Source organism: Undibacterium pigrum, assembly GCF_003201815.1.
GTDB classification, from domain to species: Bacteria; Pseudomonadota; Gammaproteobacteria; order Burkholderiales; family Burkholderiaceae_D; genus Undibacterium; species Undibacterium pigrum.
The window spans coordinates 23,295-47,650 of the sequence record NZ_QJKB01000019.1; the positions used below are offsets into that span (position 1 = coordinate 23,295).

Consider the following 24,356-nt stretch of genomic DNA (forward strand, 5'->3'; position numbering starts at 1 on the left):
CATTCCTTCTTAAGCGGCGTCAGCCAGTGTGTTGTGAATATGCGTATTCCTGCCTATATGGTTTTCTGGCAGACGTGAGCCGCGCTGGAACAGTTGCTGGCGCAAAGTGCCATCGCTGTAACTGGTCTTGTAACGGCCACGTGCCTGCAATTCAGGCACGATGAATTCCACCACGTCCCTGATGGTTTCATGCGCCAGCGCGAAAGTCAGGTTGAAGCCATCAATGCCGGTTTCATCAAGCCATGCTTCCAGTTGATCGGCCACTTCCCTTGCATCGCCAACAAGCACAGGGCCACGGCCACCGAGGGCGATAAATTCTGCGGCTTCGCGCACTGTCCATTTCTTGCCAGGGTCAGCAGAACTGAAGGAAGCCAGTGCAGAGCGGCCCGCTTCAGATTCTATGTAATCGATAGTCGCATCCAGTGGCAACTTCGAAAAATCCACACCTGTCCAGCCAGACAATAAGGCCAGTGAAGCATCAATATCGATGTACTGGCGATAGTCCTGATATTTTGCTTTTGCGGCTTCGCTGCTTTCTGCCGAGATGATCAATGCCTGTGCGTAGATATACACATCGCCAGCTTCACGCCCGGCAGTTTTCAACGCCGCGCGCGTGTCATCAACATAACGTTTAACCACCTGCTTGCTGGGGCCGCTGACGAAAGTGCATTCTGCATGCTGAGCCGCAAAGGCTGTACCGCGCGCGGAATTACCCGCCTGGAATAACAGGGGCGTTCTCTGCGGTGAAGGCTCGGACAAATGTATGCCAGGCACGCTATAGTATTTGCCATGATGATTTATGGCATGCACATGCGCCGGGTCGGTATAAATACCACTTTCCTTATCGCGCACCACTGCCTGATCATCCCAGCTTTTTTCCCATAACTTATAAACCACTTCCATGTACTCATCCGCCAGGTCATAACGTTCATCATGGCTTAGTTGCTTTTGCAGGCCCAGGTTGCGGGCTGCGCTATCCAGATAGCCGGTCACTATATTCCAGCCTATGCGCCCCTGTGTCAGATGATCCAGCGTAGAGATACGTCGCGCAAAGGTATAGGGGTGTTCATAGGTCAGTGCGCAAGTCACGCCAAAGCCCAGGTGTGTGGTGACGCTGGCCATCAGCGGCACCAGCGCCAGTGGATCATTCAGCGGCACCTGAATTGCATGGCGCAATGCTGCATCGGTGTCCCCGGCATATACGTCATATACACCCAGTACATCTGCCAGGAAGATGGCATCAAACAGGCCTTCTTCCAGCAGGCGCGCCAACTCTGTCCAGTGATCTGCGCTGGTGTAGCGATGACTATTATCCCTGGGATGACGCCACATACCGGGCGATTGATGTCCGACAGTGTTCATCTGGAATGCATTGAAGCGGATCAGCTTTTTACTCATACAAATATTTATTTGGCTGCGACTTCAAGTGCCTGCTGATAATCAGGCTTGGAGAAACCGGCGAAATGCTTATTCGTCACTTCCAGAAATTCTTTGGAGCGATAAGCTGCTTCCAGGTCTTTTACCCAGGGCTTGCTCTTGTCATCAGTGCGTATGGCAACCAGGTTTTGATAATTGGTCGAGATTTTTTCACGAGCCAGTGCTTCATTGAGTTTCAAACCAGACGCCAGTGCGAAATTGCCGTTCACGAAAGAGAAGTCAGTATCTTCGAGAGAGCGCGGCAATTGTGCTGCTTCCAGCGGTATCAGTTTGATTTTCTTGAGGTTGTCCGCGACATCTTTTTCAGATGCACGGATAGGATCGATATTTGCCTTCAGCTTGATCCAGCCCAGTTGATCCAACAAGACCAGCGCCCGTGCCTGGTTGGTCGGGTCATTGGGCAAGGCGACTGTCGTTCCCTCTTTAACTTCGCTCAGGGACTTGTGCTTTTTGCTGTAGATGGCAATCGGCGCAGTTGGTACCTTGATTAATTCTGACAAGGCGAGTTTATTGTCGGTCGAGAATTTCTTCAGATAGATGATGTGCTGGAAGGCATTCGCATCCAGTGAGCCTTCTGCCAGTGCAAAGTTGGGCTGGATGTAATCATTGAATTCAACGACCTTGACCTTGTAACCCTGTTTTTCCAGTATGGGTTTGATACCCAGTTTGACCTGGTCAGCGTAGGGACCAGCACTGGTGCCTATCACCAGTTCTTTCGGGTCTTTGGCGAAAGCTGAGTTAGTCAAGGTAGTGGCGAGGGCAAGAGCGAGCGTAGCTAGCAGGAATGGGCGACGATACATGAGAGTGTCCTTTTGAAAAATAAAGAGTTAGCGTTTATCGATATGACGGGCAATGCGGTTGCCAGTGAACTGTATGATCTGCACCAGTGCAATCAGCAGCGCAACTGTGATGAACATGACGTCTGTCTGGAAGCGGTAGTAACCATAGCGTATCGCCAGATCACCTATGCCACCGCCGCCAACCACACCGGCGACAGCAGAGTAAGACAGGAAACTGATCGCCAACACAGTCAGTGCCAGCACCAGGCCACTGCGCGCTTCTACCAGCAAGACGCGGAGAATGATTTGCAACTCAGACGCGCCCATGGCGTGCGCAGCTTCAATCACGCCGCGTGGTACTTCACGAAAACTTTGCTCTACCAGTCGTGCGAAATAGGGAATCGCCGCAATCGACAAAGGCACGGCTGCCGCCAGCGGGCCTATTGAGGTGCCGACTATGAAACGTGTGAACGGCACCAGCGCCACCAGCAAAATAATGAAAGGGAAGGAGCGTATGGTATTCACCAGCCAACCCAGCAAAACAGCCAGCGGACGGTTTTGCATCGACTGTCCATCACCGACGAGGAAAAGCAAGACACCCAGAGGGCCGCCTATCAACACTGCTGCACTCAGGCCTATGGCCAGCATGGTGAAAGTCTGTAGCGCTGCTGTACCCAGCTCAGGCAATAATGAAATCAGGTTTTCAAACATGGCTTAACTCCTTCCACTGTGCATTGCTGCCATTCTCCTGACCATGAAAAGCCAGCTCACGGCCCAATGCAGTTTTTCTTAGTATTCCCGTATCTGCCAATGAAAAACTCTCGGCAATTTCACCATCTTCTATGACTGCCACCTTGTTACAGATGGTGCTGAGCACCGATAACTCGTGGCTGACGATGACGATAGTGACACCCAGACGCTGATTAATATCACGCAGGGTATCCAAAACTTCTCGTGTGGTTTCTGCATCCAGTGCCGAGGTGGGCTCATCGCACAAAACCACATTGGGTTTGCTGGCCAGTGCTCGTGCAATTGCCACGCGCTGTTTTTGTCCGCCGGACAATTGGGCTGGATAACTGTCTGACTTATTGGAAAGACCAACGATGTCCAGGCATTCAGCGACACGCGCGGCGATTTCATGCCTGCTTTGCTTCGTGTGTATTCTCAATGGAAAGGCCACGTTCTCAAACACACTGGCGTTTTGCAAGAGATTAAATTGCTGGAAAATCATGCCTATGTTTTGCCTGGCGACACGCAGTTCTTTTTTACCGAGTCTGGTCAGTTCCTGACCGGCGACGGTGACGGTGCCGCTATCCGGACGTTCGAGCAAATTGATCAGTCGCAGCAAGGTTGATTTACCCGCGCCACTCTTGCCTATCAGGCCAAAGATATCGCCTTGTTCAATATCGAGACTGACAGATTTAACTGCATGAAAAGTCTTGCCATCCGGCAGAGCAAAAGCCTTGCTGACTGACTGTATTTGTATAAGAGGTGTGCTCACGTTTATTGCCGATCAAGAATATGCTGTAGGTTCAGGAAGGCTGCCATTCAATACATAGCGACCCAGGTCGCGCAATTTGTAATCGATGGGGTCATGGAGGGTATGTACCCTGACATTCCGCCAGAACCTGTCATAGCCATAACGTGCCGACGTGGAACGCGCACCAGTCAGTTCAAACATTTGCGAGCTGACTTCTATGCCAGCGCGGTGCGCCAGGCATTTTGCTTCTGCTACTGCAATCGCCAGTTCACCGCGGGTTTCTGCCGTGACCAGCGGCCCTTGACGAAAAGCTTTTTCCAGACTCGCTGCCGCTTGGTCTGCTAGTGCAACTGCAGGGCGCAATAGCAGCCACAGCTCGCCATAGCGGTGTTGTATGAAAGGGTCGTCCGTAGCTTTCTCCACGCCCGCTGCAAACCATGCCCTGGCCTGTTCTTGCGTGTATTGGCGGGCAGCATCAAAGGCACCCAGGCCTATGCCCAGATACAGATTCGTCATGATGAGCTGGGCAACTTGCGAGCGCAGAGTGGCCTGTGCAGTGGGCAGTGTTGCTGGCGCTTGCAACACCAGATCAACAGGCAGGAAGACATTTTCAAAATGCACATTGCCACTATCTGTCTGCTTTTGACCAAAGGCATCCCAGTCTGCTTGTACCGAGATACCTTTTTGCGTTGTTGGTACTGCGGCGATCAGGGCACTTTGAGTCTGTTCATCCCAGGCCGAGATCGTCAGCCATTCTGCACCCACAGAGCCAGATGAAAAACTCTTGATGCCATTCAGGATATAGCCACCATCTGTCCTTGTCGCTGTAGTGCGCTTGTCCAGAGGGTTAAGGGCATTGCCCCAGAAAAATTTTTGTTCTACGGTTGCTGCCAGCAAGCGGCGCTGTTGTTGAGCATTACCATACAGCTGTATGCCAGCGAGTTGCAAATGATGGAAAGCGAACACATGCGCCAGCGCACTGTCGGCCTTGGCCAGCAGGCGTATCACCTGAAACACCAGTGACCAGTCTGCACCCTGACCACCAAATTCTACCGGGATGGATAGTGTCAACAAGCCCGAGGCGCGTATCCATTCGCGCTCTTGTTGCGCATGCCCGCCTGCACGATCACGTGCTACGGCGGTGCTGGCCAGTTGACCAGCCAAAGCGCTGGCGATAGCCAGGGCGTCTTCTTGCTGATTTGAAGTAGCGGTAGGTAGAGCGCGGCTGTGCAGAGCAAAGGGCATGATGTTCAACCTGATATTTCTAAATGATCTGAAAAATCAGTATTACATTGCTCCTTATGCGCGTACACGAACAAATCCAGCTTATCTTATGCGTTATTGACCTATGAAGAAAATCAAGATTGGATAGTTGAAATGTGCATGATGATTTTGCTTATGATGCCTTTGAATTTTGTGCCTGTAGCAGATAATCGATGAAGACCCTGATCTTCAAGGCCAGATGTTTACCGGGAGTGTAAACAGCATAAATATTGCCCGTATAAGGTGCGCAAAATTCCCAATCGGGTAAAACAACTTCCACCTGCTTCGCTGCGAAGGCAGCTCGCGCAGTAAAGTCCGGGACCAGGCCTATGCCACCACCCGCCAGGGTGGCAGCGAGTATGGCTGAACTATTGTTGATGGTCAGTCGCGCCGGGATTTTCACATTGCATTGCTGCTTGCCCTTTTGCATGTTCCAGTGATCACCAAAGCTGCCATAGCCCAGATAAATACAGCTATGTGCAGTTAACTCATCTGGCTCAGTGGGATAGCCATACTGTTGCAGATAATCTGGCGTAGCCACCAGCACATAGCGCATCTTGCCCAGTGGCCGGGCTGCCAGACCGGGTGATAGTTCGCGAGAAATGCGTATCGCCAGATCCACGCCTTCATCGATGAGGTCCAGGGTATGGTCTATCAGCGTGAGGCGCACAGACACATCGGGATAGGCATCCAGAAAACCCGGTAGCAAGGGGGCCAGCCAGACTTCACCAAATGCGACTGGAGCAGTTACGCGTATCACGCCGCTGGGATGCTGGCTGTAAGTGCCTGCCAGCGCATGGGTTTCACGTGCTGCCTGCAAGATACGCATGCTGCCTGTCAGCACTTCCTGCCCCAGTTCGGTCAGGGCAAATGAGCGCGTGGTTCTTTGCAACAGCCTGCCGCCCATATGCGCTTCCAGCCTGGTGACATGGCGGCTGATGGCCGAGGTATTCACACCTAGTTGCCGGGCCGCAGCCGAAAAACTGCCGCTTTCCACTACCTGGGCAAAGATCGCCATTTCATTGAGCATTTCCATTATGCATATCCTTTTATTTATGCCTACAGGGCAATAATAATTTGCATTTTATGCGTATTGTTGAAGAGTGTCAGCTTGTCGATAATGGAGGCAACTTAAATCAGAAGCAGGCGGATACGATGAATAGCAACTCCGGTAGTTCAGGAAAATGGCAAATGGTAGCGGCAATGACATTGTCCGGCAGCATAGGCCTGTTCGTGCTGGCAAGTGGCCAGCCTGCAATGACGGTGGTTTTATTACGCTGTCTGATTGGGGGCCTCAGCCTGCTGGCCTTGCTGTACTGGCAAGGCGGTTGGCAAAACTTGAATGCCAGGCAAGTGAAGTGGCTATTGTTGGGAGCCGCAGCGCTCATCATCAACTGGTTATGCCTGTTTTCTGCCTACAGGCTCAGCAGTATTTCAATCGCCACGGTGGTCTACCATGTGCAACCCTTCTTCTTGCTGATCTTGCTGGCCATGACGCAAAGAGATGGGCAACTCTGGCGCAAGCTGCCTTTCTTGCTAGTTGCGTTTGCAGGCGTGGTGCTGAGTTCGGGTCTGGATATCCGGCATGATTTCCTGCGCAGTGCAGACGGACATGTCAGTCATGCCCTGGCAGGTGCCGGGTTGGCTTTGCTGGCCGCATTGCTGTATGCCTTCGCTACCCTGGCGACGCGCAAGTTGCAGGGTATAGCCCCAGCGCAGATCGCCAGTGTGCAATTACTGCTTGGTGCCGTTGTGCTGGCGCCAATGGCAGATTTATCAGGCTGGAACTGGCACTGGCAAAGCTGGGGCAGTTTATTGTTGCTGGGCTTTGTCCATACCGGGCTGATGTATAAACTCATGTACGATGCTTTTCAAAAGTTGCCAGCAACGAGTATTGCTAGCTTGTCCTTTATTTATCCGCTGGTGGCCTTGTTGGTTGATATGTGGTTTTTTTCTACGGTCTTGAGTACTGTGCAATTGCTGGGCATGGCGATGATATTGATCGCCGTTCTGGCAAATCAGCGCGACTGGAATCTGGCTGCGTTGATGCGGACCTTGAATTTTAAAAATGGAATCAAATGATGAAAACTCGTCAACTGGGACAACAAGGTTTGCTCGTCTCTGAGCTGGGACTGGGATGCATGGGCATGAGCACTGCTTATGGCGCTGCCGATGAAAATGAAAGCATAGCCACCATCCACAGGGCGCTGGAACTGGGTTTGAATTTTTTTGATACGGCAGAACAATACGGCCCTTATGCCAACGAAGCTTTGCTGGGCAAAGCCTTACGGGGCAGGCGAAGTGAGGTCGTACTCGCCACGAAGTTTGGTTTCAAGATCGAGAATAATCAAATAACTGGCCTGGACAGCCACCCCAGACATATACGTCAGGCAGTAGAAGGCTCTTTGCAAAGACTGGGTACGGATTATATTGACTTGCTATACCAGCACAGGGTAGATCCTGCTATCCCGATCGAAGAAGTCATAGGCTGTATGGCAGATTTGGTGCAAAAAGGCAAAGTGCGCTTCCTGGGCTTGTCAGAAGCAGGTTTCAATACCATACGCCGCGCACATGCGGTCCATCCCATCAGTGCTTTGCAGAGCGAATATTCTTTATGGGAGCGCAATCTGGAAGACCAGATTTTGCCACTTTTGCGTGAACTGGGTATAGGCCTGGTACCGTTCAGCCCTCTGGGGCGCGGGTTTCTCAGCGGTAGCGCACTGCGTGCTGAAGCTTATTCTGCGACCGATTTTCGCCATCTTGATCCGCGCTTGCAGGGTGAGAATTTTGATCGCAATATGCAGGCCGCCGACCAGGTCACGGCGATTGCCATTGCTAAAAATATCAGTTCCGCTCAATTGGCGCTGGCCTGGGTCATGCATCGGGGAGAGGATATTGTGGCCATTCCAGGTACCAAACGGGTGAAGTACCTGGAAGAAAATCTGCATGCCAGCGAAGTAGTGCTCGACGATGCGGACATGCAAGCCTTGGGCCTGGCAATGCAGACTGTGGCAGGAGAGCGTTATAGCAAGGAAAGAATGGCCATGGTGGACCGATGATCTGAACCAGGGCGCGACATTTAAGCGCCAGACCTGCAGACGAAAGACGTATGTGTGCCTGCGTCCTGCCAGTTTGAGGCAGGCGGCAAATGTTGGTACAGGTTAGGTAAAACAAGTGTGAGTGTGTCTTAGCGGTATTTGTGGTGCTAATATCTACGTTTTTAGTAGAACGCCCGGGTGCCATACATGAGATTTTCATGGGCAAGGGTCGCCGGGTGAAGCATAATTACAGGCTTGCTCTGCTATCAATAATAAAAAGGATATACATGACACTCACCTGGATAAGACAACCACCTACCTCTTATCGCATGCAGCGCCTGTCGGGTATGTCCCTGTTCGCCACCCTGAGCCCGCGTGAATTGAAAATCATCGACGGCATGCTGCATAACAGGAATTACCTTGCCAATGAAATCATCTTTGATGAAGGAGAAGAAGGGCAAGCCCTGTATATCATCCTGTCCGGGAAGGTGAGCATCAATCGCCGGCGTGAGCATGGTGATGAAATGATTGCCGAGCTGGCAGCGGGTAATTTTTTTGGTGATGTCGCCCTGCTGGATAATTCTCCTCGCAGCGCCCAGGTCAAGGCCATAGAAAATTGTGAGGTCGCCGTATTTTTCCGTGCAGATTTCAGTTCTTTGCTGGAAACCAATGCCGTCATTGGCTATAAGATATCGCTGGAACTGGCACGCCTCAACAGCCGTCGCCTGCGCGATTCCCTGGACGCCAATTCGCGTAGTGAGGCCTTGTGAACCAGCGTCAATCTGGCCCCATAGTCTGGGCATGCGTACTGTTTTCCACTTGCCTGCTGCTGTTTTTATTGCCCAAGGTCTTGTGGTTGCTGGTGCCCTTCCTGTTTGCGATGATACTGTATTACATACTCGTGCCTGCCGTGGCGCGCCTGAGTCTCCTGGGTTTGCCGCGCGATCTGGCGGCGATGCTGGTGGGAGGTGTTTTCTTTATCTTGCTGGCCCTGGTGCTGGCTTACGCCATCAATAAAATCAGCCTGCGCGCGGGTTCCCTGCAAGATATGCTGGCACATTATGTCGATGGTGGCATACGCTTTGTGCGCAATAGCATGCAAGCTCTGGAAGAAAATTTCCCCATCCTGCACAAGGCCCATGCCAGTGAATCTGTGGATGCCTGGATGGCCAGTAATACTGACAACTTCGCCCAGCAATATGTGGCAAATATCCTGGTCTCCATGGCCGCGGTATTGCCTGCGGTATTTTTAACACCTTTCCTGACTTTCTTTTTCTTACGCGATGGTCGCAAGTTCAAGCAATTTCTGGCAAATGCGGTGCCGAATGCCTTTTTTGAAGAAACCCTGTTTCTCATGCATGAAGTGGACCAGACCGCCCGTCGTTATTTCCAGGGTTTGCTAAAGTTGACGCTGATAGACACCATCATACTGGCACTGGGTTTGTGGGCTATCGGCATCTCCGCACCCTTTACGCTGGCCCTGATATCCGCCATCCTTGCATGGGTGCCTTTCGTCGGCTCAGTGCTGGGGTGCATGATGGTGGTGCTGGTTGCAGCCACTGATACGCCCGATACGCCTTTACTGGCTTACAGTGCCATCATGGTGTTTGTCACGGTGCGCTTGCTGGATGATTTTATCTTCATGCCCATGACCCTGGGACGCAGCCTGCACATGCATCCATTGATTTCTGTATTGATGATTTTTGTGGGCGGCGAACTGGCCGGGGTGCCGGGCCTGATGCTGGTGCTACCCATACTGGGCATAGCGATGGTAGTGGGTGAAACGCTGGGGCGCGTGATCACCAATCCCCGTTTGCGGGCGAGGCATCGTCATGCCAGAGCCTTGCGCGAGCGACAGGTCAGCGTGGACTTGAAGGGTTAGAAAAGGAAAAGGGGCGGCGATCAGGCTGCCCCTTTTTTCACATCTTAGGGTTTCAGAGTCTGCCTGTGTCGGGCATTGGCTTCCACCTTGTCAGGTGCAAACCACCAGGGGCGGCGCTCATCTTTGGCCCATAGTTTGGCCATGTCATTCTGATGAGGCTGGAAATGTCTTTCACTGACACCGCCAGCCATGGCTGCTTCGATTTTGTCCTTGTCGCCAAAATCCATGATGACTTGCATGGATGCGAAAAAATTCGTTTCATACGGTTTCTGGAAATCATAGACACCGCGGCTGACAGTCTCGCCACTGCCTGAACGCTCAACCGTAAAGCCTCCCAGCAATTCCTGTCCTGCGCCATTGCGGCGCAAGGGGCTGACAAAGCGCACGGTATGCGCCTTGCCCCAGCGCCACTGACTGGTGTCCTTGCCTTGCAGGGCCTCGATCTCTGCACGGGCGCGTGGCGCTGCTGCCCGTATCACATCGGCCAGGGTTTCACGTTTGTCTTTGGTACGCACATCGTCAAACCAGATAGCATCGGGCTTGCTCAGCAAGGCATCAAACCGCTGCTGCCAGAAATACCAGGTAGACAGCATGTCCTTGGCAACATCCTCGCCCAGCTCATCACTGAATGTGCCTGTTACGACTTCTCGATACAGTGCCTGATATACCAATGGTGCAGCCAGATTCACATCATCCCTGCCATCCCAGGCTTTGAGTATGGCAGCAAGGTCTTTGTTCGCAGTATCATTTTCCAGTGCAGCGATGAGGGCAGGGCGCAAGGCATCTGCCTGCAGGTTGCGGCTGTCATGCATGAGCTTCCAGTGATCTTCCACCGTCATCTTTTGTGCTGATTCCAGGACTTGTCCTATGCGGGTATAGCGGTAATTGGGCGAGACATAATTGGTGTAATACCAGGGGAAGCCTTCAGGCCGGGTATCATGGTTGGCCGTACCCACCCAGGCGCGAGCAGGGTTAAGCATGCCGGGCATCCGGTCTTTTGGGATAAAGCCTGTCCAGTCATCACTGCCATCTGCCGGTGGCAGACGAGGGAAGCCGCCATCAGCGCCGGAGCGTATCGGCACTGCGCCTGTGGCCCTGTGGGCAATAGCACCCTGGTCATCACCAAAGACAAAATTGAACATCATCAAATCTATCTTTTGTACTTGCTTGTCAAAGTCTGCGGCATTGGCGGCGGTCAGCATGCCTTCTATGCCTATTTGTGGTGTCAGCACTTCTGCATCGGTAGAACGCAAGACCAGCACTTTGTCGCCCTTGGGGCCAAGACCGGGGTGATCGGTAATCACTGGCCCGCGCTTGGTATAGCGTATGACGAGTGGCTGTTCTCTGTAGCCATTTGCGGCACTCTTGTCTTTGATGCGTATGCTTTCATTGATAACCGTAAACGGCAGGCTGCGACCGGCATCCATGTAATGATCTTTATTGGCCGGGTCCAGGCTTTCCACATACAAATCCTGCACATCGCCATAGGCGTTGGTGACACCAAAAGCCACATGCTTGTTACGTCCCACCATGATGCCAGGCATGCCGGGTATGGCCACACCTACCGCCTGAATGTCGGGTGTGAACAAACCTATCGGATGCCAGGTGCCCGGCAAGATGCGATTATCCAGATGCGGGTCATTCGCCACCATGGCCTTGCCAGATTGCGAGCGTGATGGCCCAATGGCCCAGTTGTTTGAACCCAGGCCCTGATGATTCAGGGTTTCTGGCGCGATATTGAGATCACTCCATGCCAGATTCAATTGTGTGGATTGACTTTGCGTGGCCTGTGCCACGGGCGCATTCTTCCAGTCAGGATTGATCGTCAGCGGGAAAATCTCACGCGCCTTTTCCATACCCAGATGATCAATCAGTTTTTGTGCGATGACTTCCGCCTTGAAATTGGTCGAGTGGGTATAGTGGATGTAATGCACCAGCGCCACCAGGTCAGCCACCGTCCATGTCTGTGGCACCAGGCCTACGGCCTTGAGTTCTATAGGGTGTTCATCAGGATAAGTCTTGATATAGGCATTGATGCCATCAACATAATGCTGAAAGAAGGCCCGTGATTCAGGGTTGAGCTTTTCTGCATGCTTCATGCCGTTGCGGTGTATGCCCAGCACGCGCATGCGTATGTCGCTGGGAAGGGTCTCAGCCCCCAGGCTGGCAGATAATTCACCACGCCAGGTCGCGCGAAATAATTCCATCTGCATCAGCCGGTTTTGTGCAGTCACAAAGCCTTGCGCACGTAACAGGTCAGGTGTATTGCTGGCAAAAATATAGGGTATGCCCAGTTCATCGCGCAAGACTTTGACGGGCGCAGACAAGCCTGCCAACTGCATCTCACCATCAATTTGTGGATGACCGGAACTACGCAGCTTCATATACCCGGCAGTAGCGCCCAGGGCAAGTACGATCGCCAGGCCTATGGCCGTGCGTTTCAATATTTTACTCATCTTGTCTCCGTCTGGGTCAGGGTCTGGCCTGCCCATTGTTGTATTTGCTTGCCTTTTTAAGCAAGGCTCTCATCATTTCGTAAGCCGCTAGCGCAGTCAAGCAATAATCACCGAGTAAGGTTTCTCGCTGCAAAGCGGGTATTTAGCCTTGTGCACAGCCTAAAGCCTGGACTACACTCCATAGTCAAGAAGGATTTCAATCTGGAGCAGCCCATGAATATCAGCCAGTTTGCGGCTGTCTGTGAAGTATCAGCCGATACCGTGCGCTATTACGAAAAGCAGGGCATCATCAAGCCTGCCCCGCGCCAGGGTAATGGCTATCGCAAATATGGTGATGCCGATGTGCAGACCCTGCGCTTTGTCCGTGGTGCTCAGGCACTGGGCTTTTCTCTGGCGGAGATACAAAACATCTTGCCGCGACTGGCAGAGGGCAAGTTTGCCCGTGCCGATATAGAACAACAATTGTTAAAAAAAATGGCGCAGATAGATGAACATATGCGCCAGCTAAAAACCCTTAAAAAAGAACTGCAGGCGACCTTCGCCTCCCTGACTTGCAAGCCAGAGTTGCCAGTGACTACCCCACAAAGCACCGCCACCGATAGCGGCAGCGGTGCTGGTGCGGCAATGGCAAAGAAGGCTTTCAAGAAACCTGCCGCAAAAATTTCTTAAGCTTTCTGTTCCTTGAATGCCATGCCCACAAAGATGCGCCTGGCATTTCCCCTTTCTGTATCGTGATGTTGCATGCGTCTTTCAGCCTTGCTGTCGCGTTCTTTGGCGGCATGTAATTCTTCCAGTTTGCTACTCAGCAGTTGCGCGGCCAGCCGCTTGTTGGCATGCTGGCTGCGTTCAGTCTGGACCTTGACTGAAATGCCGGTAGCAATATGGGTGGCGCGTATGGCACTGTCAGTCTTGTTGACATGTTGCCCGCCTGGCCCGGATGCGCGGGTGGCTTCATAGCGTATTTCACTTTCAGGCATAGTGCTACCAGGCTGAAATACCTTGCAACCCAAAAACCAGTTCTTGCGTTTATGGCCCAAGCGGTAAGGACTATTGCATATCCATAGCAAGCTGCCTTCCCACGCCTGCGCCAGATGTTGCACGGCATCTTCATTTTTATCGGTCGTCAATTCCAGCAAGGCAGAGCGCAAGCTGCCTGCATGCGGGCCATCGACTTGCTCAATGATGCGCGCAGTGACGCCCGCTTTTGTCGCCTCCTTATTGAAGAGTTGCAAAGCCTTGGCAACAGCCAGACAGCATTCTGCCGGGCCGGTATTCGCGGTGATTTGCAGATATAACATCAGCAGCACTCCCCACGTGTTTTGTAGGTCAGCAAGGGCTTGTTGCGGGCAATGACAGTAACGAGATCCGCACCCAGCAAGCAATTAAGTACGCTATCGAGGTTTTTATAGGCTTGTGGTGCTTCTTCATAAATCAGGGCGCGGTCTGCGCAAATCACGCGGCTGCCAAATTCTGTGCGGCTCAGTTGATCCGGTGTCGCCAGTTTGAACAGCCTGTCCTTGCAGTCAGTGCGTTGCCATTTGCGACCTGCACCATGCGCCAGCGAATACAAGCTGACAGCGCCATTTTCTGTTTTTGGTTGTAACAGATAACTGTAATCACCACGTGAACCCGGCAACATCACCAGCCCCTGGTCACTGGGTGTGGCACCTTTGCGATGCAGCCACAAACTCTTGCCATCTGCCTGCACAGGTGTGACCAGATTGTGATGTACATCAAGAACCAGTTCCCCATTGCAACGCAGGCGGCGCAAGATGCGTGCGGCAATCATGGCACGGTTCAGTGCAGCGTAATCCAGGGCTGCATTATGCTTGCGCAAGTAGTCTGTCGCTGCTTCGCTGTCACTTGCGAGACCAGCATGGCTATGCGCATCTACATGCTGGCGAAGGATAAATTGCCCCAGACCACGCGAACCACTATGCACCAGTAATTGCACGCGTTTGTTGTGCAAATTCGCTGCTTTATAGCTGCCTGCATCGTCGACTCTGTCAGTGATTTGCAGTTCTGCAAAATGATTGCCACCACCTATCGTGCCGAGTGAGCGCATTTGCAGTAAATCCAGTCCCGCTGCCAGCAGACCCTCAGCGACTAGCTGTTTTCTTGTGGACAGATCAGGATAAATGTCCAGCAATTGCTGCCATTCATCTTCATCAACAGGCTCATCAAGATTACCGATTTGCTTGTCGAGTTTGTCCAGTTTGACTTTGTTGATTGCCAGGTCGGTCTGATACAGGCTCATGCCGCAGCCTATGTCATTGCCAACCAGGGCAGGGTAGAAATGGTTTTGCGATAAAAATGCAGCTCCTACAGGGTAGCCACGTCCCGGATGCAAATCAGGCAGGCCGACTACGCTGCTCATATGTGTTAATTGTGCTGTGGTCTTGAGTTGCTGTATTGCGCTGTCTTCAAGCCACAAGCGGTCTGAGGCGATCACAGATACGCGCTCAGACAATTGCTGAATAAAATTGCCCATAAAGGAATTCCAAATATTATTTTTTTAAGGAATTGGGCACTGGTATGCTGATACAGACGCGTCACTTCACCGGCAATTGCCGACAAGATGAACATCAGGATGAGATGCTTGCAGATGTGTGCGCTGACTATTGTTCAGCAGCGCAAAATACGAATTAATGCAGGCAGCAGAAAACCAGACCCAATGAAGGAGAGAGGTTTTGTAGTAGTCGCATTTGTATCTCCTTTCAAAATAAGTTGGTTGATGTGAGGGCTTGATATTAGCCCAAGCTTTTTGGTTTTGGCAAGAATTTTTAAAAAATAAATCACGCGAGGCAGAGCAGCCTGGCGCAAGCAGAGTCTCGTCACTGTTTGCAACACTATGTAAGTCCTCTGCGGTTTTTGCCGTGATTGACTACAATGCATATTGATCTGTTACCGTTATCGCAAGATGATTGAACCTGGAATTTGAGGAAAAGACATGAGCCAGCCTGAGATGAAACCACAATTCAGCGACACTGTCATGCGTGAGCTGGAACTGGATAAAAAGTTTGCCGAGCATATTAAAAAACTCAGCGAAACCGAGACCGTCAGTTATATCGATGAAGAAGGATATCTGGTTTCGCGTACACCCGATGGTGTCATCACCAGGTTGAAAGATAAACCCTGCGTGCAGTCTTGAACATGCACCAGCCTATTGCCTTGTTCTATGGAGGCACCAATGGTTCCGGTAAATCTACATTGCGGGAAATGGATGCCGATGGTTTGAATGGTGTAATCACAAGACATATAGATCCCGACGCCATCGCCCGCATGCTTAATCCGCTTGATCCGCGTGCTGTTGATGTGGCGGCGGGGCGCGAGGCAATACGCCAGTTTGCAGAAGTCATTGCCAGCAAGACGTCATTCACCCTGGAAAGTACGCTGACGGGAAGTGGCATACTCAGGCGCATGGCAGAAGCCAGGTCGGCAGGTTTTCAGGTACAACTGCGCTATGTCGGTTTGAAAAGTGTTGATTTGAATATCGCACGTGTCGCCCACCGCGTAGCCAGGGGTGGCCATCATATAGATGAAGATGTTATCCGCAGGCGTTATCAGGAGAGCCTGCAAAATTTACTGAAAGCCATTCCCATTTGTGACCTGGTTTTCATACGGGACAATTCTGGCAGGCAGGCAATTTGCCATCTGGTACTCGAAGGCCAGCATATAAGTTATTCGACACAGTCTGCATTGCCAGAATGGATAGCTGAAATACGTCAACAGATATTGTCTTTGCGAAATTGATGACGCTCGATCTTGTCATCCCTTTGCGCCGTGCTGCGTTATTAGATGATTGAGGCAAAGTTGTAGGTGTGTTTGCCTTTGCTGTTACACATGACTACCAGCGATATTTAGCTACTGGTCATCACGGGAGTAAATATGAAACCTGAATTAATGAGTCTGACAAACCTGGGCAAAGTAGCCAGCCTGGCCGTATGCCTGGGCCTGAGTGCCTGTGGCGGCGGAGGTAGTTCTTCCAATACCAATACCACGCCCATAGTCACGCCGGAAGTGGCCAACCCGCCCGGCCCAGGGCATTTTGAAGCTGCCACTTTCATCAAGACCATCAGCGCCGCTGAAGTAACTGCGGCCCTGCCCAAGGAAGTGACAGCCATAGTCAAACCCCTGTACGCGGTAGACACTTATAAAATCACCTATACCACCACGGACGCCAGTGGCCGCAGTGTGACTGCATCCGGCCTTGCGGCTATCCCGCGCAAGACCAGCACTTTGCCCAGCCCCGTGCTGAGTTACCAGCATGCCACCATCAAGACCAATGCCGAAGCACCCAGCAATCATGCAACGGCAGATGAACCAGCAGTATTGTTTGCTTCCATGGGTTATCTCGTCAGTGCCGCTGATTATGTCGGCTATGGAACAACCAGGGGTACGCCGCACCCCTATTTGCTGGCTGCGCCAACCGCGCTTTCCGTGGCAGATTTCATGACGGCCAACACACGCTGGCGACAAATGAAGTCGTTTGCAGAAAATGGCCAGCTATTCCTGACGGGTTATTCTGAAGGCGCCTATGCCACTATGGCAACCTTGCGTCACCTGACTCTCAATAAAGTGGGTGTACTGCCAGTCAGTACCTTCATCGGTGCCGGGCCTTATGATGTGGTACTCACACTCAATGCCATGCTGGACGCGGTGCGCAAGGAAAATCCGATCCTGGGCGCTTTGATCAGCCCTGGCTTCTTGAAAAAACTGGGTGCGAACGACAGGGCCAATGTGCGCAATCTGCTTTTGTCTTCTGCACTGGGTAATAATAGCGACATCAGTTTTGATCCGACCTTCCTCGACAATTTCCTTAACGATGATGACGCTGCCATCATCGTGCAAAGCAATGTCAATGACTGGACACCACAATCGCCTATCTCCTTCTTCCATGGTCGTGATGATACGACCGTGCCTTATGGGAATACCGATTCAGCCTTCCAGTCCATGAGCAAGCGCGGTGCTGCAACATTGCTGGATCGTATGGATTGTCCGGCAAAACCGGCAGAGCACATCCCCTGCGTACCAGCATTTTTGATCAATGATATTACCCGCCTGGGTGCTTTGGCCAAAGGGCTTTAAGCTGGAGATCAGACGTGAAGTACATTTACTTCACGTCTGAGCATGCAGATACGATAAAAAATCAGCGACCAGTTTCTTTCAGATAATCTGCACGGGCAGCCAGTGCCGTGTCGGCAAAGTCCGAGAACATGCCATCCACACCCAGGCGGAAGAATTGCAGGTATTCTGCTTTTGGGTCGCCATTGTAGTTTGCTGCCAGCCTGCGCTTTTCATTACGGAAAGTGTAAGGGTGAATCAGCAAACCAGCCTTGTGTGCATCACTGATCAGGCTGGTAGGTGCCAGCGTGGTCGCATCGGTTTCATTGATCTTGCCGTCGTTGTTCACGTCCACCAGTTTGCCATCAGCACCCACTGTACCCTTGACGCTGACGATGTAGCGTTTCCACGGTCCTATGCCATCAGCATAAGTCTTGATTTCTGCCAGACCGGCAGGCGTCACCATGTCACTGAACAAACGTTTGTCACCTGCCAGCGCCCAGTCATACGGCCTGTCATACGGTGCCGCAAATGTCAGTGCACCAGTTTTCATGTCCACATCATCGGCATCAATCAATTGCACCAGCTTGACGTTCAAGCCCTTCTTGCGCATTTCTTTCAAGCTGCCAGGTTCAAAGGATTGCACATAGATGGGTGCACTCTTGTCATTCCAGCCTGCCTTGTTGATGATGTCTATGAGCTTGTCTTCCAGTGGCAAGCCAAGATTGCGATGGTAGCTGGGGTTCTTGGTTTCTGGATAGACCGCAATCGTGCGGCCTGTCTCTTTGGACTTGGCTTTGACCAGATCGATGATCTCCTGAAAGCTGACGATTTTGTATAAGCCATTGTATTGTTGCGGGCGCTCTGCATCGGTGGAAATACCGCCCAGGGTCTTGATCTCGGCAAAGGTAAAATCACTGGCAAACCAGCCAGTTTGCGTTTCACCATCGACACTGATGGTTTTCTTGCGTGCAGCAAATTCAGGATGCTTGTCCACGTCTGTGCTATAGGCCAGATTAGGGTCATGGCGTGCAATCAGGATACCGTCCTTGGTGGAAACCAAGTCAGGCTCAATCGCATCAGCACCGAGATCGATGGCTTTGACATAGGCTTCATAAGTCTCTTCAGGCAAATAACCGGAAGCACCGCGGTGGGCAACCACCACAGGCTTTTCACCATTCAGGGTGGGCAGGGCTTGCAGGCTATTACCGCCGCAGGCGCTCAACAAGATCAACAGGGATGAGGCCAACAAATATTCTGGAGTGCGTGTAGCTGACATGAACGTCTCTCGGTGAAAAAAGAGCGACGATATAAGTTGTGTGTGACGAGGTCATGACAAATACATATGCTTACAAACTGATAAGTTTGTCAAATTTGAGGAATCAAGCCTGACATGAAGTTGGCTGCATGGCAGGAAGAGGGCTAATACTGTCCGTATCGCCCTTGCGTATCGCTGACATTCAGGTAAGCCAGTCGGTGGCTTAAAACTGGTCCCACACTCCCCACCAGTTTTCCTCAGGATCTGGGCCAGGACGTTTGTCAGCGGGCAGGTAAGTGGTTTCTTCCAGATTGATATTAACTTCTGCAGGTAGATTCCCCTGCAGTAGCTGGTAGGCTGGTGTAGCCAGTACTTTTTGCAGCAAAGCTGGTAAATCTTGCACAGACCAGCATTGATAAGACCAGAAGTCTTCCGACATCAATTCGGTGATGATCTCCATATCAAATCTGTAGCAAAGACGTAGCCGCAAGCGCAGGGCGGCTTGTGGTTCCACACCCGCACCTGTATCCGGCATACAAAACAGACGTATGATGCCTATTTCAAAACGTGTGCCACGACCGCGATTGGTAATGTCCTTGTACACAATGAGCGCATCATCACCAGGGCTGGCAACGTCGTAATGGGTATCCTGGTAATACCCCGCCATCAGGCCCAGGGCTTGCGGCAATAACATGCCCTTGAGTGTTTGTTTATTCAGCCTCAGCAGGGTACGCAAGTCTTTTTCAGATGTTGCCGGATTGTTGTTCATGGTGATGAATCAGAAAGAGATGCGCGCATTGTGCCACGCAAGACTCAGCTCTTGTATTCCTGTTTCAACTGCAGCTCAATATTTTTCAGATGTTCAGCGCCAAAGCGTGCCTGAATCGCATCAAACATGGTGCGGCCATAGCCGATGAAATAATCCTTGCTATTGCGCGCATCCCCCTCAGCGATCAACTGGATTTCTATACCATCCTTTTGCAACAGGCTGGTCAGGCGTGCCAGTACATTTTCTGGCAAGCTGCCCTGATGGTAGCTGATGACGTATTTACCCTTGTTGATATCTTCTCTGGCCTGGGCTGTCCAGCGCAAGGTCTGTGCGGTGGCGACAAGCTGCTCCTTGACCTGACCCAGTTCTTTTTCTGTGGGGATGGCGGCAAGATCTGCCTGGTTGACCTTGCATTCGGGCTTGCTCAGGGATAATTTGATCCCTTTGCTGCCAAGTTCATCGACGCGGTCCGCACCACCCTTGGCGCTATAACCCTGTTGTGAATTGCTGCCGCCATAAGTTGAGGTCAGGTAGCGTGGCTGTTTGCTGCTGGCATCATAGATACTGATTTTGACCCATTCTGGCTGAGCTTCCGGGCTGCGGGCAAAGTCACGCGCATAAATTTCCCTGGGGGCCTGTTCCACTTTCAAGCCCAGCACAAAGCCATTCGCCAGCGTGTAGCTGCGCATGCTGGCTGAGGTACCAGTCCAGCTATCCAGTTGTTTGCCTTCAAAGCTGAGAGCAATTTGTTGCTCTCCTGGGCATACCGCCGCATAGCCAGGCTGGGCCAGCGCCAGTACGCCCATGGACAGGCACAGAGTCAATAGAGATTTTTTCGCATTCATGATGTTTAGCTTTGATTGATATTGGAGATTAATGACGATGGACGGCAAGCACGGTGCTGCTACTGACAGCACTATTTAATATTTATATTTTAAGTAATATTAATGGTAAGTAAATAGTAATTTGCAATCGCCATGCATTTTTTTGAAAGATCTTGAATCCAGCAAGGCATCTGCTGCGTATCTCACTTATTGGTCGCAAAGACTAATACCCCACACTATAAAAGGAGCCGTAAATGAAAGCCTTCACCCTGACTACTGTATCCTGCGCCGCTGCTTCCACTCTGCTGGTCCTGCTGACTGGTTGTTCTTCCATGCCACCCAAGGCGTCTAGTTTTTCACAAGACAGCCTGCCGGATGCCGTCAAGGTACCGGCTGGACATAAGGTTGTCATGGAAACCGTAGGCGCTGGCTTGATCACCTATGAGTGCCGTGCCAAGAAAGACATGGCAGGCCAGTTTGAATGGGCCTTCGTCGGCCCGGACGCCAGCCTGAATGCGCGTAACGGCAGCAAGGTCGGCAAATACTATGGCCCACCAGCTACATGGGAAAGCATGGACGGTTCCAAAGTCACCGCCACTCAGGTCGCAGTGGCCCCGGCCGGTGCGGGCAATATCCCCCATCAACTGGTCAAAGCCAATCCCGCCACTGGCAATGGCGCGATGACAGGCGTCAGCTATATCCAGCGCACTGCCACCAAGGGCGGTGTCGCACCATCAAGTGTTTGTGATGCAGGTGCAGTTGGCAGCAAACAAACTGTCAACTATCAGGCTGACTATATCTTCTGGAAAATGATGTAAGGGAGTATCTTGCCGGACAGGTAATCTCCGGTCCGGCAAGACCAGCAGTACTACATGTTGCCGAAGCAGGTGATTTTCAACTGAGCTATAATTTGCAGGCAGGGCTTACTGCCCCGTATAAACCAAACGCAAAAGTAAAGCAGAAGGAACGACCTTCCCCATCTTGGGAACGAATGTCCGGGACGGCCCGGCTCTTTGAAAGGAGAGCCATCATGGCTTGGATAATGTTGGTCGTAGCAGGACTCTTTGAAGTCATCTGGGCTTTTTCAATGAAGCAATCTGCCGGTTTCACCAAACTGGTCCCTTCAGTAGTCACCATCGCTGGCATGATCGTCAGCTTTGTCTTGCTGGCATTTTCCATGCGCAGCCTTCCACTCGGCACGGCCTACACCATCTGGACTGGCATAGGTGCGGTCGGCAGTTTCATCGCAGGCATCATCTTTCTGGGTGAGCACCTGAACTTCACCCGCATTTGTGCTGCCTTGCTCATCGTTTCAGGCTTAATATTGATGAAGATGTCGTCGGAGTAGATATTTCAGCCCTGCGTTTTCCATGGCACGAGATGGCGTTCGAGACGGCGCATGAGCAGGTCGAACAGATAAGCCACGATAGCGATGAGTATGATGCCCATGACCACGATATCAGTGCGCAAGAAGCTGGATGCATTCAATACCAGCTGGCCCACGCCAGCCGTGGCCGCCACCATTTCTGCCGCGACCAGGGTGGTCCAGCCAAAACCTATGGCTATCCTCAGGCCGGTCAGAATATCAGGCAGTGCCGCTGGCAAGATCACATGCCGCAATAACTGCCACTGGCTTGCACCCATGGACAATGCCGCATGCAATTGTTCCGACGCTACCTTGATGACACCAGCGCGGGTAGCTACTGCTATGGGCGCAAAGCAGGCCAGGTAGATCAGCAATATCTTGGCTGTCTCATCGATGCCGAACCAGATCACGATCAAGGGCAGATAGGCCAGTGGTGGCAACGGTCTATAAAATTCCAGGATGGGATCAAAGATGCCGCGCACGATACGGTTGGTGCCCATCAATAAACCCAGCGGTACGGCGCTGATAGCCGCCAGCAAGAATGCACCAAACACGCGTACCAGGCTCCAGGCCAGATGCTGGAGTAAGGGCAGCCCGCCTTGTATATTGCCTGTCCAGGCCTGTTGAGCAGCCAGCCATACGGCAGCAGGCGAGGGTAGGAACAAGGGCTCCACCCAGGCCCTTGCGGTGAGGAGCCACCAGCCAGACAGCAGTACTGCGACGGTGACGATAGTCACGCCCAGGGTCTTACCACTGCCCGGTCGCGGGTACACCCTGGCCACAGGAATTTGCGGCGCAGCATCTTGCTTTGCAAGTTCTGTATAAACGGTATCAGGGGTTATAGCTGAGGTGGATGGTGGTGACATGGTGATACCTTCAAACAGGATGATGCACAAGCTGCAGCAGGCGTTCACGCCATGCGATGAAATCAGGCGAAGACTTGACGGCACGCGCATCGCCCGAGGCCAGATATTCGCCAGAAAACGGCAACTCGAATTGTTGGGCAATACGGCCTGGACGTGGCGACATGACGATCACCCTCGTACCCAGAAAAAGCGCTTCCTCAACACTATGGGTAATGAAGAAAATAGTTTTGCCGCTGCGTTGCCAGACCTTGACCAGCAGCTCTTGTATGGCCTCGCGCGTCAAGGCATCGAGTGCACCCATGGGTTCATCCATCAGCAGCACACGCGGATTATTAACCAGCGCACGGGCAATCCCTACGCGCTGCTGCATGCCACCAGATAATTGATAGACGGGGGACGCAGCAAATTGCTCCAGCCCCACCAGACGCAACTGGTCCAGCGCAAGCGCATTGCGTTGCTCACGCGCGATACCGCGGAAGCGCAATCCCAGTGCGACATTGTCGAGCACATTCAACCATGGCATCAGCGCATGCTTTTGAAACACCACACCCACCTCAGGGCTGGGGCCGGTGATTGCCACATCGTCCAGCGTAAGCTCACCTTCAGATGCCTGTATGAAACCGGCCAGGCAATTCAGCAAAGTCGTTTTGCCACATCCTGAAGGGCCAAGCGCGACGACAAATTCTCCTGGCGCGATAGACAGGTTGACGTCGGACAAGGCCAGTGCTTCATGTGGCCCGGTACCGGCAAAGCGCACCGACAGCCGCCGTATATCTAGCCGGCCGCCATTGTGAGCCGCAGATGTGCTTACTGTGCTGCTTTGCGTACCCATGTGGCATTGACTCCTACGCTGTAGTCTGGCAAAACCGTCTGGATGGTGCCCTGGCTTTTCAGGAAGGCAGCTGTAGCAGCCAGTGATTTAGCCGCACCACCACCCAGCCATTGTGCAGAGGCCTGTTGCTGCAAAGTCGGAAACTCATACAAGGCCAGGCTGGCAGGCACTTCAGCCGCCTCGGCGCCAGCCCATTTGGCGACTGCCTTGATTTGCGCTGAGTCTGTTTTCCAGTTTGCCTTGTTGTTGCGGTAATCTGCATCCGTCGCCGCTAGCAGCTTCACCAGTTCAGTCAGGAATACATCATTCTGTTTGGCGAAATCCTTGTTGACCACGATGCCATCAAAGGTTGCAGTGCCAGTCTGTTTGGCGATCTCGCCAGAAGAGATCAGGGTCTTGCCGGTCTTCTTCACTTTGGCCAGCACCGGGTCCCAGATGAAGGTTGCATCAATATCGCCCCGTTCCCACGCTGCAGCAATTTCTGGTGGACGCAAGTTGATAATCTTGACACCGCGCGCATCAACTTTGGCATGTTCCAATGCCAGCAAGGTATGGAAATGCGAGGTCGAGACAAACGGCACGGCAATACGCTTGCCATTCAGATCGGCCAGCGTTTTGACATTGCTGCCATTACGTACAACCAGTGCTTCGGCGTCATTGATGTTATCCAGTATCCAGAATAACTGTATATTCAAACCTTGCGACAAGCCAGACGCAATCGGTGCCGAACCTGCTTCACCTATCTGTACTGAACCAGAAGCCAGCGCACGGATAACATCAGCACCACTGGCCAGCTTGCGAAACGTCACCTTGTACCCGGTTTTTTGTTCCAGGTTGTGCGTTTCCTGTGCATAGCGCCACGGCACGACCATGTCCTGGTAAGCAATAACAACCTCTTTGGTTTCGGCAACAGCATTTCCCATAAGGAAAACGCCAACGGCGAGGGCAAGTAGATTCTTTTTCATATATGTAGTGACTTAGTGGATTGGCAGGCAATTGATAGACGGCCCAGTATAGGAGGGCACTTTGCGCAGCAAAACGA

25 protein-coding genes are annotated in these 24,356 nt (G+C 52.2%); 10 read left to right on the top strand and 15 right to left on the bottom strand.

Annotated features, from left to right (window positions below; translation table 11 throughout):
• Positions 1-9: 9 nt before the first annotated feature.
• The 6 genes from DFR42_RS26885 to DFR42_RS26910 all read right to left on the bottom strand — a co-directional run bounded on the left by DFR42_RS26885 (position 10) and on the right by DFR42_RS26910 (position 5,995).
• Complete coding sequence (locus DFR42_RS26885; RefSeq protein ID WP_110258159.1) at positions 10-1,398, bottom strand: LLM class flavin-dependent oxidoreductase; 1,389 nt, start codon at positions 1,396-1,398, stop codon at positions 10-12.
• 8 nt (positions 1,399-1,406) lie between these two features.
• Positions 1,407-2,237: a MetQ/NlpA family ABC transporter substrate-binding protein gene (locus DFR42_RS26890; RefSeq protein WP_110258160.1), complete on the bottom strand. Its 831-nt coding sequence runs from the start codon at positions 2,235-2,237 to the stop codon at positions 1,407-1,409.
• Positions 2,238-2,264: 27 nt separating this feature from the next.
• The gene (locus tag DFR42_RS26895) at positions 2,265-2,927 is read right to left on the bottom strand and encodes a methionine ABC transporter permease (RefSeq protein ID WP_110258161.1); all 663 of its coding nucleotides are present in this window, start codon (positions 2,925-2,927) and stop codon (positions 2,265-2,267) included.
• Entirely contained in the window at positions 2,920-3,717 is a 798-nt protein-coding gene (locus DFR42_RS26900) for a methionine ABC transporter ATP-binding protein (protein ID WP_110258162.1), read from the bottom strand. Before DFR42_RS26900 ends, DFR42_RS26895 begins: the two co-directional genes overlap by 8 nt.
• A 12-nt stretch (positions 3,718-3,729) precedes the next feature.
• Positions 3,730-4,941: an acyl-CoA dehydrogenase family protein gene (locus DFR42_RS26905; protein ID WP_110258163.1), complete on the bottom strand. Its 1,212-nt coding sequence runs from the start codon at positions 4,939-4,941 to the stop codon at positions 3,730-3,732.
• A 151-nt stretch (positions 4,942-5,092) separates the two neighbouring features.
• Positions 5,093-5,995, bottom strand: coding sequence for a LysR family transcriptional regulator (locus tag DFR42_RS26910; RefSeq protein WP_110258164.1), 903 nt, complete (start codon positions 5,993-5,995; stop codon positions 5,093-5,095).
• Positions 5,996-6,114: 119 nt separating this feature from the next.
• On the opposite strand from DFR42_RS26910, the gene DFR42_RS26915 reads away from it, so the two are divergent.
• From DFR42_RS26915 to DFR42_RS26930, 4 genes are all read left to right on the top strand, one after another.
• Entirely contained in the window at positions 6,115-7,041 is a 927-nt protein-coding gene (locus DFR42_RS26915; RefSeq protein ID WP_245937106.1) for a DMT family transporter, read from the top strand.
• Positions 7,038-8,018 carry an aldo/keto reductase gene (locus DFR42_RS26920; protein WP_110258166.1) on the top strand — a complete coding sequence of 327 codons (981 nt, stop codon included), beginning with the start codon at positions 7,038-7,040 and terminating at the stop codon, positions 8,016-8,018. The genes DFR42_RS26915 and DFR42_RS26920 overlap by 4 nt, the downstream gene beginning before the upstream one ends.
• A gap of 266 nt (positions 8,019-8,284) precedes the next feature.
• The gene (locus tag DFR42_RS26925; RefSeq protein WP_110258167.1) at positions 8,285-8,767 is read left to right on the top strand and encodes a cyclic nucleotide-binding domain-containing protein; all 483 of its coding nucleotides are present in this window, start codon (positions 8,285-8,287) and stop codon (positions 8,765-8,767) included.
• A complete protein-coding gene (locus DFR42_RS26930; RefSeq protein WP_110258168.1) occupies positions 8,764-9,879 on the top strand; it encodes an AI-2E family transporter in 1,116 nt (371 codons plus the stop codon). The genes DFR42_RS26925 and DFR42_RS26930 overlap by 4 nt, the downstream gene beginning before the upstream one ends.
• A gap of 44 nt (positions 9,880-9,923) precedes the next feature.
• On the opposite strand, the gene DFR42_RS26935 is transcribed toward DFR42_RS26930, so the two are convergent.
• Positions 9,924-12,335, bottom strand: a complete 2,412-nt coding sequence (locus DFR42_RS26935; RefSeq protein ID WP_170133711.1) for a penicillin acylase family protein — start codon at positions 12,333-12,335, stop codon at positions 9,924-9,926.
• Positions 12,336-12,548: 213 nt separating this feature from the next.
• Here DFR42_RS26935 and DFR42_RS26940 point away from each other — a divergent pair, with 213 nt between their 5' ends.
• The gene (locus tag DFR42_RS26940) at positions 12,549-13,004 is read left to right on the top strand and encodes a MerR family transcriptional regulator (protein ID WP_110258170.1); all 456 of its coding nucleotides are present in this window, start codon (positions 12,549-12,551) and stop codon (positions 13,002-13,004) included.
• Here DFR42_RS26940 and prfH read toward each other — a convergent pair.
• Together prfH and DFR42_RS26950 are read right to left on the bottom strand one after the other, a co-directional pair.
• Positions 13,001-13,633 (bottom strand): peptide chain release factor H, encoded by a 633-nt coding sequence (prfH, locus tag DFR42_RS26945; protein ID WP_110258171.1) that lies wholly within the window; start codon positions 13,631-13,633, stop codon positions 13,001-13,003. The genes DFR42_RS26940 and prfH overlap by 4 nt on opposite strands.
• Positions 13,633-14,826, bottom strand: a complete 1,194-nt coding sequence (locus DFR42_RS26950; protein WP_110258172.1) for an RNA ligase RtcB family protein — start codon at positions 14,824-14,826, stop codon at positions 13,633-13,635. The genes prfH and DFR42_RS26950 overlap by 1 nt, the downstream gene beginning before the upstream one ends.
• A 459-nt stretch (positions 14,827-15,285) precedes the next feature.
• Between DFR42_RS26950 and DFR42_RS26955 the strand changes: the two genes are divergently transcribed.
• The 3 genes from DFR42_RS26955 to DFR42_RS26965 all read left to right on the top strand — a co-directional run bounded on the left by DFR42_RS26955 (position 15,286) and on the right by DFR42_RS26965 (position 17,423).
• Entirely contained in the window at positions 15,286-15,486 is a 201-nt protein-coding gene (locus DFR42_RS26955; protein WP_110258173.1) for a hypothetical protein, read from the top strand.
• A 2-nt stretch (positions 15,487-15,488) separates the two neighbouring features.
• Positions 15,489-16,088 carry an ATPase gene (locus DFR42_RS26960; protein WP_110258174.1) on the top strand — a complete coding sequence of 200 codons (600 nt, stop codon included), beginning with the start codon at positions 15,489-15,491 and terminating at the stop codon, positions 16,086-16,088.
• A 135-nt stretch (positions 16,089-16,223) separates the two neighbouring features.
• Entirely contained in the window at positions 16,224-17,423 is a 1,200-nt protein-coding gene (locus tag DFR42_RS26965) for an alpha/beta hydrolase family protein (RefSeq protein WP_146218983.1), read from the top strand.
• Between the two features lie 61 nt (positions 17,424-17,484).
• Here the strand turns inward: DFR42_RS26965 and DFR42_RS26970 are convergent, their stop codons facing one another.
• The 3 genes from DFR42_RS26970 to DFR42_RS26980 form a co-directional block, all read right to left on the bottom strand.
• Complete coding sequence (locus tag DFR42_RS26970; protein WP_110258176.1) at positions 17,485-18,678, bottom strand: glycerophosphodiester phosphodiesterase; 1,194 nt, start codon at positions 18,676-18,678, stop codon at positions 17,485-17,487.
• 202 nt (positions 18,679-18,880) lie between these two features.
• Entirely contained in the window at positions 18,881-19,426 is a 546-nt protein-coding gene (locus DFR42_RS26975) for a hypothetical protein (RefSeq protein ID WP_110258177.1), read from the bottom strand.
• A 44-nt stretch (positions 19,427-19,470) separates the two neighbouring features.
• Positions 19,471-20,271 carry a hypothetical protein gene (locus DFR42_RS26980; RefSeq protein WP_110258178.1) on the bottom strand — a complete coding sequence of 267 codons (801 nt, stop codon included), beginning with the start codon at positions 20,269-20,271 and terminating at the stop codon, positions 19,471-19,473.
• Positions 20,272-20,504: 233 nt separating this feature from the next.
• Between DFR42_RS26980 and DFR42_RS26985 the strand changes: the two genes are divergently transcribed.
• Both DFR42_RS26985 and sugE read left to right on the top strand, forming a co-directional pair.
• Positions 20,505-21,068 carry a DUF3455 domain-containing protein gene (locus DFR42_RS26985; protein WP_110258179.1) on the top strand — a complete coding sequence of 188 codons (564 nt, stop codon included), beginning with the start codon at positions 20,505-20,507 and terminating at the stop codon, positions 21,066-21,068.
• A 212-nt stretch (positions 21,069-21,280) separates the two neighbouring features.
• The gene (gene sugE, locus DFR42_RS26990; protein WP_110258180.1) at positions 21,281-21,598 is read left to right on the top strand and encodes a quaternary ammonium compound efflux SMR transporter SugE; all 318 of its coding nucleotides are present in this window, start codon (positions 21,281-21,283) and stop codon (positions 21,596-21,598) included.
• Positions 21,599-21,603: 5 nt separating this feature from the next.
• Here the strand turns inward: sugE and DFR42_RS26995 are convergent, their stop codons facing one another.
• The 3 genes from DFR42_RS26995 to tauA are packed head-to-tail and all read right to left on the bottom strand — an operon-like array spanning position 21,604 to position 24,279.
• The gene (locus DFR42_RS26995; RefSeq protein ID WP_110258201.1) at positions 21,604-22,482 is read right to left on the bottom strand and encodes an ABC transporter permease subunit; all 879 of its coding nucleotides are present in this window, start codon (positions 22,480-22,482) and stop codon (positions 21,604-21,606) included.
• 10 nt (positions 22,483-22,492) lie between these two features.
• Positions 22,493-23,314, bottom strand: a complete 822-nt coding sequence (locus DFR42_RS27000) for a taurine ABC transporter ATP-binding protein (protein WP_110258181.1) — start codon at positions 23,312-23,314, stop codon at positions 22,493-22,495.
• Positions 23,290-24,279 (bottom strand): taurine ABC transporter substrate-binding protein, encoded by a 990-nt coding sequence (tauA, locus tag DFR42_RS27005; protein WP_110258182.1) that lies wholly within the window; start codon positions 24,277-24,279, stop codon positions 23,290-23,292. The genes DFR42_RS27000 and tauA overlap by 25 nt, the downstream gene beginning before the upstream one ends.
• Between the last annotated feature and the right edge of the window lie 77 nt (positions 24,280-24,356).

Excerpts from the sequence above, each read along its gene's own strand:
- DFR42_RS26885 (WP_110258159.1), bottom strand. The coding sequence starts at position 1,398 with ATGAGTAAAAAGCTGATCCGCTTCAATGCATTCCAGATGAACACTGTC.
- DFR42_RS26890 (WP_110258160.1), bottom strand. The coding sequence starts at position 2,237 with ATGTATCGTCGCCCATTCCTGCTAGCTACGCTCGCTCTTGCCCTCGCC.
- DFR42_RS26895 (WP_110258161.1), bottom strand. The coding sequence starts at position 2,927 with ATGTTTGAAAACCTGATTTCATTATTGCCTGAGCTGGGTACAGCAGCG.
- DFR42_RS26905 (WP_110258163.1), bottom strand. The coding sequence starts at position 4,941 with ATGCCCTTTGCTCTGCACAGCCGCGCTCTACCTACCGCTACTTCAAAT.
- DFR42_RS26910 (WP_110258164.1), bottom strand. The coding sequence starts at position 5,995 with ATGGAAATGCTCAATGAAATGGCGATCTTTGCCCAGGTAGTGGAAAGC.
- DFR42_RS26915 (WP_245937106.1), top strand. The coding sequence starts at position 6,115 with ATGAATAGCAACTCCGGTAGTTCAGGAAAATGGCAAATGGTAGCGGCA.
- DFR42_RS26920 (WP_110258166.1), top strand. The coding sequence starts at position 7,038 with ATGATGAAAACTCGTCAACTGGGACAACAAGGTTTGCTCGTCTCTGAG.
- DFR42_RS26925 (WP_110258167.1), top strand. The coding sequence starts at position 8,285 with ATGACACTCACCTGGATAAGACAACCACCTACCTCTTATCGCATGCAG.
- DFR42_RS26935 (WP_170133711.1), bottom strand. The coding sequence starts at position 12,335 with ATGAGTAAAATATTGAAACGCACGGCCATAGGCCTGGCGATCGTACTT.
- DFR42_RS26940 (WP_110258170.1), top strand. The coding sequence starts at position 12,549 with ATGAATATCAGCCAGTTTGCGGCTGTCTGTGAAGTATCAGCCGATACC.
- prfH (WP_110258171.1), bottom strand. The coding sequence starts at position 13,633 with ATGTTATATCTGCAAATCACCGCGAATACCGGCCCGGCAGAATGCTGT.
- DFR42_RS26950 (WP_110258172.1), bottom strand. The coding sequence starts at position 14,826 with ATGGGCAATTTTATTCAGCAATTGTCTGAGCGCGTATCTGTGATCGCC.
- DFR42_RS26955 (WP_110258173.1), top strand. The coding sequence starts at position 15,286 with ATGAGCCAGCCTGAGATGAAACCACAATTCAGCGACACTGTCATGCGT.
- DFR42_RS26960 (WP_110258174.1), top strand. The coding sequence starts at position 15,489 with ATGCACCAGCCTATTGCCTTGTTCTATGGAGGCACCAATGGTTCCGGT.
- DFR42_RS26965 (WP_146218983.1), top strand. The coding sequence starts at position 16,224 with ATGAAACCTGAATTAATGAGTCTGACAAACCTGGGCAAAGTAGCCAGC.
- DFR42_RS26970 (WP_110258176.1), bottom strand. The coding sequence starts at position 18,678 with ATGTCAGCTACACGCACTCCAGAATATTTGTTGGCCTCATCCCTGTTG.
- DFR42_RS26975 (WP_110258177.1), bottom strand. The coding sequence starts at position 19,426 with ATGAACAACAATCCGGCAACATCTGAAAAAGACTTGCGTACCCTGCTG.
- DFR42_RS26980 (WP_110258178.1), bottom strand. The coding sequence starts at position 20,271 with ATGAATGCGAAAAAATCTCTATTGACTCTGTGCCTGTCCATGGGCGTA.
- DFR42_RS26985 (WP_110258179.1), top strand. The coding sequence starts at position 20,505 with ATGAAAGCCTTCACCCTGACTACTGTATCCTGCGCCGCTGCTTCCACT.
- sugE (WP_110258180.1), top strand. The coding sequence starts at position 21,281 with ATGGCTTGGATAATGTTGGTCGTAGCAGGACTCTTTGAAGTCATCTGG.
- DFR42_RS26995 (WP_110258201.1), bottom strand. The coding sequence starts at position 22,482 with ATGTCACCACCATCCACCTCAGCTATAACCCCTGATACCGTTTATACA.
- DFR42_RS27000 (WP_110258181.1), bottom strand. The coding sequence starts at position 23,314 with ATGGGTACGCAAAGCAGCACAGTAAGCACATCTGCGGCTCACAATGGC.
- tauA (WP_110258182.1), bottom strand. The coding sequence starts at position 24,279 with ATGAAAAAGAATCTACTTGCCCTCGCCGTTGGCGTTTTCCTTATGGGA.